Consider the following 12,591-nt stretch of genomic DNA (forward strand, 5'->3'; position numbering starts at 1 on the left):
GTCATGCACACCGTTCTGCGTTCGCCGACCCGCGCGGTGGTCATCGGGGACGACCAGCCGTTCTGCATCATCGGCGAGCGGATCAACCCGACCGGCCGGCGCCTGTTCCAGCAGCAGCTGCGGGCCGGCGACCTGTCCGCGATCGAACGCGACGTCCTTGCCCAGGTGGCCGGCGGGGCGCAGGTGCTCGACGTCAACATGGGCGTCCCGCTGGCCGACGAGGCGGAGCTGCTCACCAAGGCGATCACCCTGATGCAGGGGCTCACCGACCTGCCGCTGTGTCTGGACTCCTCGGTGGTGGAGGCGCTGGAGGCCGGGCTCTCGACCTACCAAGGCAAGGCCCTGGTCAACTCGGTGACCGCCGAGGACGAACGGCTGGCGGCGATCCTGCCGCTGGTCAGCCGGTACGGCGCCGCGGTGATCGGGTTGCCGAACGACGAGGACGAGATCCCGATGACCGCGCGGCGCCGGGTCGAGCTGGCCCACAAGATCATCGACGTCGCCACCGGCCGGTTCGGCATGGACATCGCCGACATCGTGATCGACCCACTGGCCATGCCGATCGGCGCGGACACCACCGTCGGACGGATCACCCTGGAGACGATCGCGGCGATCAAGGCCGAGCTCGGGGTCAACATGACCCTCGGCGCGTCCAACGTGTCCTTCGGGATGCCCGGCCGGCACACCCTCGGCGCGGCCTTCCTGCCGATGGCCGCCGCCGCCGGGCTGACCAGCGCGATCATGGACGCGCGCAGCCCGCAGATCGTCGACTCGGTACGGGCCGCCGACCTGCTGCTCGGCCGGGACGACTGGGGCGCCGGCTGGATCGCGGCGCATCGGGCCAGGCAGGCGACGTGACGCCGCGAGGCCGCGCGAGGCGGTCGACATGACGGAGGGCTATCGGGACCAGTTCCTCCGCGAGGGGCTGCTCGACCCCACGCCCCGGGGGGCTGAGGTCGAGCTGGCCGTCGGTCGCGTGCGGGTGCACTTCGCCCCGGCCGATCGCGAGGTCCGGGTGCCGGCCGGGGTCAGCGTGTTCGACGCGGCCAGCTGGAACGGCATCGCGATCGACTCCACCTGCGGCGGGCACGGCACCTGCCGCAAGTGCAGGATCCGGGTGCTCGACGGGCCGGCCCCGGTGTCCCGGCTGGACGTCCGGGCGTTCTCCCCCGAGCAGCTCCGGCAGGGCTGGCGGCTGGCCTGCCTGGCGGCGGCGCACGGCGACCTGGCGGTCGAGGTGCCCCCGCTGGTCACCCGGCCGAAGGCGGCCACCGTCGGGGTCGGCCGGCAGGTGATCCTGCGGCCGGCCATCCAGAAGCGCTACCTCAAGCTGGCCGAGCCGACGCTCGCCGACCAGACCAGCGACCTGGAACGGCTGCTCGCCGCGCTCGACGACCTGCAGCTGCGGGTCGACCTGCACGCGTTGCGCCGCCTGCCGGCCGCGCTCCGGGCCAGCGACTACACGATCACCGCGGTGGTCGTCGACGACGTCCTGATCGACGTCGAGCCGGGCGACAGCACCGCGCGGCGCTACGCGATCGCCTTCGACCTCGGCACCACGACGGTGGTGGCGACACTGCTGGACACCGCGACCGGCACCCCGGTCGCGGTGCGGTCGATGCTGAACAAGCAGCAGCCGTTCGGCGCCGACGTGATCACCCGGATCTCGGCGACCATGCTGGACCCGGAGGCGATCGAGCGCCTGCAGACGCTGGCCCAGGACACGCTCGACGAGCTCGCCGCCGACGTCTGCAAGCAGGGCGAGGTCAACCCGGCCGAGGTGTACGAGATCGCGCTCGCCGGCAACGCGACGATGACCCATCTGGTGCTGGGCGTCCCGCCGGAGCCGCTCGGGGTGGCGCCGTTCATCCTGTCCACCCGGCACTGGCCGGAGCTGCTGGCCGCCGACGTCGGCGTGCGGGTGCACCCACGGGCCCGGGCCGTGGTGTTCCCCTCGCTCGGGGCGTATGTCGGCGGCGACGTCGTGGCCGGCATGCTGGCCTCCGGGATGGACCGCGACAAGCGGCTGCGGCTGTTCATCGACGTCGGAACGAACTGCGAGATCGTGCTCGGCGACGGCGAGCGGATCCTGACCACGGCGGCACCGGCCGGCCCGGCGTTCGAGGGCGCGGCGATCCGCTGCGGGATGCGGGCCGCGGACGGCGCGATCGAGGTCGTCCGGGTCGCCGACGGACAGCTGCGGCTGCAGGTGATCGGCGACGTCGAGCCGCGCGGGTTGTGCGGATCCGGCCTGGTCGACGCGGTCGCCGAGCTGCTCACGGCCGGGCTGATCGACCGCTCGGGCCGGTTCGTCCCGGCCGATCGAGCGCGCGAGCTGGCGCCGACGCTCGCCGACCGGCTGACCGAGATCGACGGCGAACGGATCTTCGTCCTGCACTGGGGCGGCGTCGGCGAGGTGCGGGAGGCGATCTATCTGTCCCAGCGCGACGTGCGGGAGCTGCAGTTCGCCAAGGCGGCCATCTCCACCGGGTGGTCGCTGCTGGCCGAGGAGCTCGGTGTGACCCCGCGCAGCATCCAGCAGGTTCTGCTGGCCGGCTCGTTCGGCAGCTACCTGTCCCCGGCGAACGCGATCAAGATCGGCCTGGTGCCGAGGCTGTCGGTGCTGCGCATCGTCCATGCCGGCAACGTCGCGGGCGAGGGCGCCAAGATGGCGCTGCTGAGCGTCCGCGAGCGGTCCGGCGCGGCGGCGTTGCTGGAGGAGGTGCGCTATGTCGAGCTCTCCGACCGGCCGGACTTCAACGACCGCTTCGTCGACCAGCTCGCCTTCCCGGCCTGACGGCCCCGGTGCGGGCGTCCCGCCCCCGACCGCGGCCGTGATCGCCTGCGGCGCGCTCGCCACCCACGTCGCCGAGATCGCCGGGCGTCGGCGGTGGCCGGTCGAGGTGCGTCCGCTGCCGCCGCTGCTGCACAACCGTCCGGAGCGGATCGCGCCGGCCGTCGAGGAGCTCGCGCGCGCGTTGCGCCACCGCCACCCGGTGGTGGCGGTGGCCTACGCCGACTGCGGCAGCCGCGGCGCGCTGGACGACGTGTGCGCCCGGCTCGGGCTGCGCCGCCTCGGCGGCAACCACTGTTACGACGTCTTCGCGGGGGTCGAGCGGATGCGCGCGCTGCTCGACGCCGAGCCCGGGACGTATGTGCTGACCGACTTCCTGGTCCGGTCGTTCCGGCGGACCGTGCTCGCCGAGCTCGGGCTGGACCGCCACCCGCAGCTGCGCGACGACTACTTCCGGCACTACCGCCGGGTGGTATGGCTGGCTCAGCGGCCGACCGCCGAGTTGCGCCGCGCGGCGCTGGACGCGGCCGCGGCGATCGGGCTGCCGTTGCAGGTCCTGAGGGTCGGTGACGCCGGGTTGGAACGCGAGCTCGAACAGCTGCTCGCGTGTCCGCCGTCGGCGCGGCCGATCACCGCGCGGGCGGGCCGGTGAGGCGGTTCAGCACCTCGGTGCGCCAGCGCTGGGTGGCGGCCACCTGGTTGAAGGTGAACACGTGCAGCCCGGCGACCCGGGAGGCCGGGGCGACCAGAGTCGGACCGAGCCGGCCCAGCAGGCGTTCCGGGGCGTAGCCACCGGGGGCGGCGAACCGGAGGAACCAGCCGTAGTGCTTGCCCAGGAACCGGGTCGACTCGCCGATCCCGATCTTGGCCGCCATCGTGACCAGCCTGGTCCGATCGACCGGGCCGGCGAGGCCCACCTGCAACGGCAGCTCGACGCCGCGCGCCCGCACCCGGTGGATCCAGCGGGTGAGCGTCACCGGGTCGAAGCAGAGGTTGCTGACGAGGTAGCTGGCGTGCCGACGTTTGTCCCACATGGACTGCACGACGATGTCGTCCTGGATCACCGGATGGGTCTGGGGGTATCCGGTGATCCCGACCTGGCCGAACGGCCGACCCATCTCGGTCAGGTCGACGAGCAGGTCGAGCGCACCGTGGTACGTGCCGGCCGGCGGGTCGGCGTCGCCGGCCGGCACGAACACGTCGTCGACGCCGATGTCCTTCAGCCGCGCCACGACGTCCTTCAGATGCACCTCGTCGACGACCAGCCGCGCCGGGAGGTGCGGCACCACCCGGTAGCCGTGTCCGGCCAGCCGCTCGGTCAGCGCGAGGGTCGGTTCGAGCCCCTTGACCGGCGACGCGGTGACCGTGATCGTCACCTCGCCCGGCTCGGTCGCCTCGAGGATCGCCTGCGCGATGGCCGGGGTCGGAATCACCTCGTACCGCGGCACGCGGAGCAGGTCGACCAGCGGGCGCATCCTCGAAATGTTGCGCATTGCCCAACTCATATCGTATTGCGCACCAGGACGGGTCGAGGGTAGCCGTGGTGTGACCGCCCGGCAAGCAGTGGCCGGCCCTGGTCCGGAGCCGGGTGCTCGGCGAGTCGTCACCGGCGTGCCTGTGCGCTGCGGGTCGAGGTTGGGGGTCGAGGTTGGGGGTCGAGGTTGGGGGTCGAGGTTGGGGGTCGAGGTTGGGATGGTCCGCTCCCGTCGACGATCTCGACGACACGCCTGCTCCCCCGCCACACCACCGGGTGCTCAAGCTCGAACGCCCCGTCGTCGCGGATGCCGAGCTCGCCCAGTAGCAGGTCGCGGACCAGCCGTCTGCGGCTCGCGTCGTTGTCGACGTGGGCGACCCGGTCGAGGATCTGTCCGATGTCGACTCCACTCGGCCACGGCTGCCGGTTCTGCCTGGTCAGAACCGCCCACGACGATCGGCACGCGGTTGCGTGGGTGATCCGGATGGACTATGCTCGAACATGTGTTCGATACCTGGTCGGCGGTGAGCGCCCGTCGCGGCGTCCCCGGACCGGGGATCGGCCTCGCCCCGGGAGTCTGGGCGGTCGACCCACCGTCGACCCGGCCCGAACCCGACGCTCGTCCGGCCGGAGCCGGGTTCGCGCCCTCCGGGTGGGCGGCCCTGGAGTTGGAGCTGGGCACCGCCGACCCTGCCGCGCTGGACGACACCGCGCTGGTCGAGGCCGTCGCCGGGTTCCACCGGCTGATGTCCTGGGCCGGGGCGCGGCAGGCACGACTGCTGGCCGAGTTCGCCCGCCGCCGCCCCGCCGACCCCGCGGACATGCTGCGGGCGAACGAGCCCAGTGTGGGCAGCCCGTTCGCCCCCGACGAGATCGGCTGCGCGCTCGCGGTCTCCCGCGGCTGGGCGACCGTCCTGCTCGCCCAGGCCACCGCCCTGGCCGGCCCCCTGCACGCGGTGCGCGACGCGTACGAGCGTGGCGAGCTGGACGCGACCAAGGTCCGCGCCCTCTACGAGGCCACCCTGTACCTGGAGCCGGACCGGGCCACCGCGGTGGCCGCCCGGGTGCTCCCCAAGGCGGGCGGGCAGAGCCTCGCCCAGCTGCGTGCCGCGCTGCGCCGCGCGATCATCGCGGTCGACCCGGACGGAGCCACGAGACGCCACCGCCGCGCCCGACGAGACCGACGGGTCACCGTGCAGGCCCGCGAGGACGGCATGGCCTCGCTGTGGGCCCTGCTCTCGGCCCCGGACGCGTACTCGGCCTACGAATGGCTCACCCGGCTGGCCCGCGGCCTCGGCTCGGGCGACTCCCGCGGCATGGACGCCCGCCGCGCCGACCTGCTGCGCGACCTGCTCACCGGCCGGCTCACCGCCGCCCCCGACCCCGCCGACGTCGATCTCCTCGCCCCCGAGAACGGGGACGCCCAGCGGACCACCGGCGATCCGGACCGGCCGTCCACCGATCCCGAGGCGGACGCGACGGCCACGCCGGAATCGGCGCCCGGGGCCGCCGCGACGGGGTCGGGCCGGATGTATCTGCGCCCGGTCAGCCCCGGCAAACCCCTCATCCAGGTCGTGGTCCCCTACCCCACGCTCACCGGGCAGTCCGACGAGCCGTGCGAGTTGCGCGGCTACGGCGCGATCCCGGCCGACATGGCCCGCGAGCTCGCCGCCGACGCGGTGTGGCACCGCCTGCTCACCGACCCGGCCTCCGGGGCGCTGCTCGACTACGGCCGCACCACCTACCACCCCCCGGCCGCCCTGGCCGATCACGTCCGCGCCCGCGACGGCTACTGCCGCGAACCGATGTGCATGCGCCCGGCCGCCGGCTGCGAGCTCGACCACGTCATCCGGTTCCCGGACGGGCCGACCGCCGCGGCGAACATCGATTCCAAATGCCAGCACGGGCATAAGCTCAAACACCACGCCGGCTGGCAGACCACCCTGCACCCCGACGGCCGGGTCACCTGGACCACCCCGACCGGGCACGTCTACACCAGCGAGCCCTACGACTACCGCACCGACACCGAACTCGCCGCCCTGCGCGCCGAGTGCATCGCCGCGGTCGCAGCGAAACCGGAACCCGAACCCCCACCCGCCCCCGACGACCCACCGCCGTTCTAGGTCCAGGCCGGTCGGGTTGGGCGGTGCTGGCGATCGCATCGGGGTGTGGCGGAGAGCTGTTGGGCACGTGAGTCGAGGGGCGGGCGCGGTCGAGCGGGAGATCGGCGGGCAACGGGAATTGCTCCACGTTGGACCCAGTGCACACCTGCTTGAGCCAGAAGCACGCCGTCGACGAGTTCGGCACCTCGGGCAGCGCCAGATGGTCGTCCTCGCTCGCTCCTGCCAACAGGCGGTGGCGGTCAGCTCGTCGCGGGCAGGATCGCGACGTCGTAGGCGCGCAGCGCGGGATCGGCGGTGACGAGGGTCAGCCCTTCGACCCGTGCCTGGGCCACGAGCATGCGGTCGAACGGGTCCTTGTGGTGGAAGGGCAGATCGCGCACGACCGAGGCGTGCGCGCCGGTGACCGGGAGCTCGGTGAAGCCCTGATCCTCGGCGTGCGCCCGCAGATCCACGTCCAGACGGAGCTTGCCGACGGATTGCTTGATGGCCAGCTCCCACACCGTCGCCGCCGAGAGGAACAGCTCATTGGCCCCATTCGCCATCGCCTCGATCGCTACCGGTGAGAGGCGAGGACTGCCCTCGAGCCACCACAGCAAGACGTGGCTGTCGACGAGCAACCTCACGGATCCCTCGCCTGGCCCGGGAAGATCGAGCCCTCGTAGAAGGCGTCGACCAGGTCCTCCTCGGGTTCGTCGAAGTCCGGTGCGACCCAGATCCTGCCCCGCAGCGAACCCGGCTCCCGCCGAGGAGCCGCGCGCTGGGCAGGCACCAACCTCGCAACCGGTCGCCCGTTACGGGCGATGACGATCTCCTCACCCGCCTCCACGCGCTCCAACAGCCGCGACAGGTGGGTCTTCGCCTCGTAGACGTTCACCTTCTCGGCCATGCGCGAATCATAGTCTGGTCAGATCTGGTCTACCGCTGGTCGCACGAAACCTGTCGCCTCGCCGGGACCGGGCGGGTGAGGATCGCGGTGTGGAGCCCACACCTGCTGACGCGGCCCTCCGACCCGAGCGCCCGGACGACGCCGCCGCGATCACCCGCGTCACGAAGCTGGCCTTCCGCGACCATCCGCACAGCCGGCAGACCGAGCAGGACATCATCGAGCGCCTGCGCCGGGCAGGCGCCCTGACGGTCTCGCTGGTCGCGGAGGCGGCCGGCCAGATCGTGGGGCATATCGCGTTCTCGCCGGTGGCGTTCTCGGACGGGTCGGCGGGCTGGTACGCCCTGGGCCCGGTCTCGGTCGTGCCCGCCCGGCAGGGCCAGGGCATCGGGCGGGCGCTCATCGACGAGGGGCTGGCCGCGCTGCGCGCCCGCGGGGCAGCGGGCTGCGTCGTGGTGGGCGAACCGGCGCTCTACGGGCGCTTCGGCTTTCGCAGCCACCCGGACGTCACGATGGGTGGGGTGCCGCGGCGGTACGTCCAGCTGCTCGCCTTCGGCTCGCAGCGGCCCACGGGGCAGGTCCTCCATCACGACGCCTTCGAGGCTGGTTGACCAGCCCGCACCGGTGCGGCGAAGCCGTCAGCCCGCCAGGCTCGCCGTGCTCCGGGGGACCGGTTTGATATGGGCGAAGGCGCTGCGGGCGTTCCAGGTGGGGAAGGCGCGTACCAGCCAGGAGGGGCCGTGCAGCTGGATGCGGCGGTCTCGGGTGGCCTCGGCCCAGGCGAGCTGGCCCGCGTGCCATTTGACGAAGGCCTCGGCCTCCGCCGTGACGAAGAGGTCCTCGTCGAGGCCCGGGTACTCCTTGCAGAGCTCGGTCTCGGCGTGCTCGATCAGCAGCCAGAACCGCTCCCGGCGCGGGCGGCCGGTGAAGTCGAAGCGGATCACGATGCGCCGATCCGGGAGCCGGTCGCGGCGCAGCGCGTTGCACATCGACCACAGGGCCACGAAGGGATCGAGGTGCTCGGGCGCGATCTCGAGCCAGTGCGCACCCCACTCGCCGAGCGACTTGCAGACGGTGAACAGGTCGTGGCCCGCCGGGGTCAGCTCGTAAGAGCGCCCTCGCCCCTCGGGTTTGGTCACCGACTCGACGATGCCCAACCGTTCGAGATGCTTGAGCCGCTGCGAGAGCAAGGTGCGGGACAGCCCGGGGGCACCCTGAAGGATCTCACCGAAGCTCCCGCAGCCCAGGTACAGGTTGCGGATGATCAGCGGCGTCCAGCGCTCGGCGAAGATCTCGGCGCCGCGGGCGATCGGGCAGTACTGGCCGTACGTCCGCACCGCACCAGTGTCGCGCCCCTACCGTCGGCCGGGAAGTCCAGAATCCTGACTTCACCGCCGCGGTCCGCGGCGGTGCGATTGCCGTCGCGAACGCAGGGCCGACCCCGACTCCCGAACACGTCGGCCACCTGACCGAGGAGGCGATCGCGATGCAGATCGACGGGTTCCGGGGCCGGCTGATCACCGCTGACCACGCCGACTACGACACCGCCCGAGCCGTGTGGAACGGCGCCGTGGACCGGCGCCCCCGGCTGATCGCCCGATGCAGCGGGACCGCCGACGTGGCCGCGGCCGTGCGCGTCGCCCGCGACCACGACCTGGAGATCGCCGTACGGGGCGGGGGCCACAACGTGGGCGGCACCGCGGTGTGCGACGACGGGATCGTCGTCGACCTCTCGGCGATGCGGGCCGTGTGGGTCGACCCCGCCGACCGCACGGCCCGGGTGCAGGGCGGCGCGCTGTGGGGCGACGTCGACCGTGAGACGCAGGCGTACGGTCTGGCCACCACCGGCGGCATCATCGGCCACACCGGCGTCGCCGGGCTCGCCCTCGGTGGTGGCATCGGCTTCCTCATGCGCCCATACGGGCTGACCGTCGACAACCTGCTGGCCGCCGAGGTGGTCACCGCCGAGGGCAGCATCGTCCGGGCGTCCGCCGAGGAACACCCCGATCTGTTCTGGGCGCTGCGCGGCGGCGGCGGCAACTTCGGCGTCGTCACCTCGTTCCGGTTCGCGCTGCACCCCGTCGGCCCGACCGTGATCGCCGGCCCCGTCTTCTGGGCGGCCGAGGACACCGGCGACGTGCTGCGCTTCTACCGGGACTTCGTCGCCGACGCACCCGACGAGCTGGGCACCGTCGTGCGGCTCGGCACCGTTCCCCCACTGCCGGTCATCCCCGAGGAGCTGCACTGGCGGCCGGCCCTCGCCGTCGCCTGCTGCTACGCCGGCGCCCTCGACGACGGCGAGCGTGCCGTGCAGGCCCTCCGCCGGTTCGGGACGCCGCTGGTGGACCTGATCTCGCCCACGCCGTACGCCGCCTTCCAGGGCGCCCTCGACGACACGGTCCGCCACGGATGGCACTACTACTGGAAGGCCACGGACCTCACCGGCCTCTCCGACGACGCCATCGCCGTCATCGCCGATCACGCCTACACCGCCCGCTCGGCCCGGTCGTACTCGGCGATGTTCCACCTGGGGGGCGCCGTCGCCCGAGTCCCCCACGACGCGACCGCCTACGCCGGTCGCGACGTGGCCCACAACATCATCATCGACGGCGTGTGGCTGCCCGACGATGCGGGCGAGCACGCCGCTGCCGAGACCGCGTGGGCGCGGCGGTTCCTCCAGGCCCTGCACCCGCACCGCGCCGCCGGCGTCTACGTCAACTTCCTCGACTCCGACGACACCGGCCGCGTTCGAGAGGCCTACGGCGACCACACCTATCGGCGACTCGCCGAGGTCAAGGCCAAATACGACCCCGACAACGCCTTCCACCACAACAAGAACATCCGCCCCGAATGAGCGGGGCCGGCGCGGCCTATCGTGGCCGGATGGGCTTCCCCCCGGCCGCGGTCACGGTGCTGGACGGCGGCCTGGCCACCGAACTGGAGGCGCGCGGGCACGACCTGTCCGACGCGCTGTGGTCGGCGCGGCTGCTGGCCGACGACCCGGACGCGATCGTCGCCGCCCATCTGGCGTTCTTCCGGGCCGGCGCGGCGATCGCGACGACCGCGAGCTACCAGGCGTCGTTCGCCGGCTTCGCGGCGCGGGGTCTCGGGCGGGACGAGACGGAGCGGTTGCTGCGCCGAAGCGTCGAGCTCGCCGATTCCGCGCGCGCCCGGTTGGCCGGCGACGGCCGTCGCCGCTGGGTCGCCGCGTCCGTCGGCCCGTACGGTGCGGCGCTGGCCGACGGCTCGGAGTACCGGGGCCGCTACGGGCTGACCGTCGCCGAGCTCACCGCCTGGCACCGGCCGCGGCTGGAGGTGCTGGCCGACGCGGGCCCCGACGTGCTCGCCCTGGAGACGATTCCCGACCTCGACGAGGCTCGCGCGCTCGTCGCCGCGCTCACCGGCTCTCCCGTCCCGGCCTGGCTGTCGTACTCGATCGACGGCGACCGCACCCGGGCCGGGCAGCCGCTGGCCGAGGCGTTCGCGCTGCTCACCGACGTTCCCGAGATCGTGGCGGTGGGCGTCAACTGCTGCGCCCCCGCCGACGTCTCCCCGGCGATCGCGACAGCCCGGGCGATCACCGGCAAACCGGTGATCGTCTACCCGAACAGCGGCGAGGGATGGGACGCCGCCCGGGGACGGTGGACGGGCCCGGTGCGCTACTCGATGGCGCAGGCCAGGCGGTGGGTGGCCGACGGCGCGGCGATCCTGGGCGGCTGCTGCCGGGTGGGCCCGGGCGAGATCGCGGGCCTTGCCCGCGCCGTCGCCGACGCCGCGCACTCGGCCGGATGATCGGGCGCGGAGGCACCGATTCCCGGCCGAGCCGGTCTACGATGGGCAACGTCCTGCCACGGGGGAGGTGCGGTGCGCTACGGCCTCGGCGTGGATCTGGGCACGTCTTCGGTTGCGGCAGCCATCTGCCGCCCCGGCGGAACCGAGATGGTCATCCTCGGCGATCGGTCCGTGACCGCGCCGGCCGTCGTCCATCTGCGCGAGGACGGCACGATCGTCACCGGGGCCGCCGCGAACCGGCGTGCGCTGAGCAACCCGGAACGGATCGGCCGCGGCCTGCGGCGCTACCTCGGCGATCCCACGCCGGTGATCCTCGGGGGGGCGTCCCACTCGGTCACCGACCTGATGGGTCACATCCTGCGCGACGTGGTGCGCACCGTCGTCGACGCCGAGGGCGGCCCACCCGACGACGTGGTGCTGACCCGCCCGGCCAGTTGGAACCCGACCCGGTACCGGCTGCTCGATCAGGTCGCGGCGATCGCCGGGCTGCACCGGGCCCGCACCGTCGTCGACCCGGAGGCGTCCGCGGCGCATTTCGCGCAGACCCGCAGGCCACGCGACGGCGAGATCGTCGCCGTCTACGACCTGGGCGGGGGCACCTTCGACGCCGCCGTCCTGATCAAACGTCCCTACGGGATGGAGTTGCTGGGCGACCCGGAGGGGATCGAGCGCCTCGGCGGGATCGACTTCGACGAGACCATCCTGTCGTATGTCGACTATCGGACCGACGGCGCGCTGAGCCGGCTCGACCTGCAGGACCAGCGGACCGCCGGCGCGCTCGCCCGGTTGCGGCAGGACTGCGCACTGGCGAAGGAGGCGCTGACCGGCGACACCGAAACGACGGTCCCGGTACTGCTCCCCGACCGGCACCTCGACGTGCGGATCACCCGCGCGGAGTTCGAGAACATGCTGCGTGCGCCGGTCGAGGCCACCCTCGGTGCGCTGGCGCGGGCCCTGCGGTCGGCCCGCGTCACCCCACGCGACCTCGCCGCGGTCCTGCTCACCGGGGGTTGCACGCGGATCCCCATGGTGGCCCGCGCGGTCCAGGCGGAGTTCGGCGTCGCGGTGGTGCGCCTGCACCCCGACCACGCCACCGCGCTCGGTGCCGCCGCGCTCGCCGCCCGTTCGGCACTGGCGGCGGCCGAGCGGCCGGGCCCGCCGGCACCGTGGCCGACGGCCCCGACGTTCCACCCGCCGAGACCGGAGCCGGGGCCCCCGCCACCGCCGACACCGCGGCCCGCGCCGGCCCAGGAGCACCAGGTCCCGCCGTGGCCGCCGGGCCCGACGGCCCCGGAACCGTCCGAGAAGGCCCCGAGCGGCGACGGCGACTGGAGGAGCGCCTCGATCGGGCGGATGCTCGTCATCGGGGTGGCCCTGCTGGCGGCGGCGGTGCTCGTCGCGGTGGTCACCTACTTCGTGATCCTCCGGCTGCGGGGGGACTCCGCGGGCACCACGCCGCGGAGCCTCGCCGTCGCGGCGGTTGTGGCCGCGCCACCCCGCCCCTGGTGACCCACTGATCCGCCGG

The 12,591-nt window shown here is 73.4% G+C and carries 12 protein-coding genes; 8 read left to right on the top strand and 4 right to left on the bottom strand.

Features of this window, described 5'->3' with window-relative positions; genetic code table 11:
• Positions 1–3 precede the first annotated feature (3 nt).
• Genes ACFQE5_RS05025 through ACFQE5_RS05035 form a run of 3 tightly spaced genes read left to right on the top strand, consistent with a single transcriptional unit; the run spans position 4 to position 3,446 of the window.
• The gene (locus tag ACFQE5_RS05025; protein WP_379583311.1) at positions 4–858 is read left to right on the top strand and encodes a dihydropteroate synthase; all 855 of its coding nucleotides are present in this window, start codon (positions 4–6) and stop codon (positions 856–858) included.
• A 28-nt stretch (positions 859–886) separates the two neighbouring features.
• Positions 887–2,797: an ASKHA domain-containing protein gene (locus ACFQE5_RS05030; protein WP_379583314.1), complete on the top strand. Its 1,911-nt coding sequence runs from the start codon at positions 887–889 to the stop codon at positions 2,795–2,797.
• Positions 2,798–2,834: 37 nt separating this feature from the next.
• On the top strand, positions 2,835–3,446 hold the full coding sequence (locus ACFQE5_RS05035) for a DUF1638 domain-containing protein (RefSeq protein ID WP_379583316.1): 612 nt from the start codon (positions 2,835–2,837) through the stop codon (positions 3,444–3,446).
• Here the strand turns inward: ACFQE5_RS05035 and ACFQE5_RS05040 are convergent.
• Positions 3,424–4,269, bottom strand: a complete 846-nt coding sequence (locus ACFQE5_RS05040; RefSeq protein ID WP_379583318.1) for a methylenetetrahydrofolate reductase — start codon at positions 4,267–4,269, stop codon at positions 3,424–3,426. The genes ACFQE5_RS05035 and ACFQE5_RS05040 overlap by 23 nt on opposite strands.
• A gap of 502 nt (positions 4,270–4,771) precedes the next feature.
• Between ACFQE5_RS05040 and ACFQE5_RS05045 the strand changes: the two genes are divergently transcribed.
• Entirely contained in the window at positions 4,772–6,391 is a 1,620-nt protein-coding gene (locus tag ACFQE5_RS05045; protein WP_379583320.1) for a DUF222 domain-containing protein, read from the top strand.
• Between the two features lie 239 nt (positions 6,392–6,630).
• On the opposite strand, the gene ACFQE5_RS05050 is transcribed toward ACFQE5_RS05045, so the two are convergent.
• Positions 6,631–7,014 carry a type II toxin-antitoxin system VapC family toxin gene (locus tag ACFQE5_RS05050; protein ID WP_379583322.1) on the bottom strand — a complete coding sequence of 128 codons (384 nt, stop codon included), beginning with the start codon at positions 7,012–7,014 and terminating at the stop codon, positions 6,631–6,633.
• Positions 7,011–7,277: a type II toxin-antitoxin system Phd/YefM family antitoxin gene (locus ACFQE5_RS05055; RefSeq protein ID WP_379583324.1), complete on the bottom strand. Its 267-nt coding sequence runs from the start codon at positions 7,275–7,277 to the stop codon at positions 7,011–7,013. The genes ACFQE5_RS05050 and ACFQE5_RS05055 overlap by 4 nt, the downstream gene beginning before the upstream one ends.
• 89 nt (positions 7,278–7,366) lie before the next feature.
• Between ACFQE5_RS05055 and ACFQE5_RS05060 the strand changes: the two genes are divergently transcribed.
• A complete protein-coding gene (locus ACFQE5_RS05060; protein WP_379583326.1) occupies positions 7,367–7,885 on the top strand; it encodes a GNAT family N-acetyltransferase in 519 nt (172 codons plus the stop codon).
• Between the two features lie 27 nt (positions 7,886–7,912).
• Here ACFQE5_RS05060 and ACFQE5_RS05065 read toward each other — a convergent pair whose 3' ends face one another.
• The gene (locus ACFQE5_RS05065; RefSeq protein WP_379583328.1) at positions 7,913–8,611 is read right to left on the bottom strand and encodes a winged helix-turn-helix transcriptional regulator; all 699 of its coding nucleotides are present in this window, start codon (positions 8,609–8,611) and stop codon (positions 7,913–7,915) included.
• A gap of 149 nt (positions 8,612–8,760) precedes the next feature.
• Here ACFQE5_RS05065 and ACFQE5_RS05070 point away from each other — a divergent pair, with 149 nt between their 5' ends.
• The 3 genes from ACFQE5_RS05070 (at position 8,761) to ACFQE5_RS05080 (ending at position 12,575) form a co-directional block, all read left to right on the top strand.
• Entirely contained in the window at positions 8,761–10,128 is a 1,368-nt protein-coding gene (locus ACFQE5_RS05070) for an FAD-binding oxidoreductase (protein WP_379583330.1), read from the top strand.
• 29 nt (positions 10,129–10,157) lie between these two features.
• On the top strand, positions 10,158–11,066 hold the full coding sequence (gene mmuM / locus ACFQE5_RS05075; RefSeq protein ID WP_379583332.1) for a homocysteine S-methyltransferase: 909 nt from the start codon (positions 10,158–10,160) through the stop codon (positions 11,064–11,066).
• 72 nt (positions 11,067–11,138) lie between these two features.
• Positions 11,139–12,575 carry an Hsp70 family protein gene (locus tag ACFQE5_RS05080; protein ID WP_379583334.1) on the top strand — a complete coding sequence of 479 codons (1,437 nt, stop codon included), beginning with the start codon at positions 11,139–11,141 and terminating at the stop codon, positions 12,573–12,575.
• Positions 12,576–12,591 lie beyond the last annotated feature (16 nt).

This window comes from Pseudonocardia hispaniensis (assembly GCF_042658695.1).
Taxonomy (GTDB): Bacteria; Actinomycetota; Actinomycetes; order Mycobacteriales; family Pseudonocardiaceae; genus Pseudonocardia; species Pseudonocardia hispaniensis.

Excerpts from the sequence above, each read along its gene's own strand:
- mmuM (WP_379583332.1), top strand. The coding sequence starts at position 10,158 with ATGGGCTTCCCCCCGGCCGCGGTCACGGTGCTGGACGGCGGCCTGGCC.
- ACFQE5_RS05025 (WP_379583311.1), top strand. The coding sequence starts at position 4 with ATGCACACCGTTCTGCGTTCGCCGACCCGCGCGGTGGTCATCGGGGAC.
- ACFQE5_RS05070 (WP_379583330.1), top strand. The coding sequence starts at position 8,761 with ATGCAGATCGACGGGTTCCGGGGCCGGCTGATCACCGCTGACCACGCC.
- ACFQE5_RS05055 (WP_379583324.1), bottom strand. The coding sequence starts at position 7,277 with ATGGCCGAGAAGGTGAACGTCTACGAGGCGAAGACCCACCTGTCGCGG.
- ACFQE5_RS05040 (WP_379583318.1), bottom strand. The coding sequence starts at position 4,269 with ATGCGCCCGCTGGTCGACCTGCTCCGCGTGCCGCGGTACGAGGTGATT.
- ACFQE5_RS05030 (WP_379583314.1), top strand. The coding sequence starts at position 887 with ATGACGGAGGGCTATCGGGACCAGTTCCTCCGCGAGGGGCTGCTCGAC.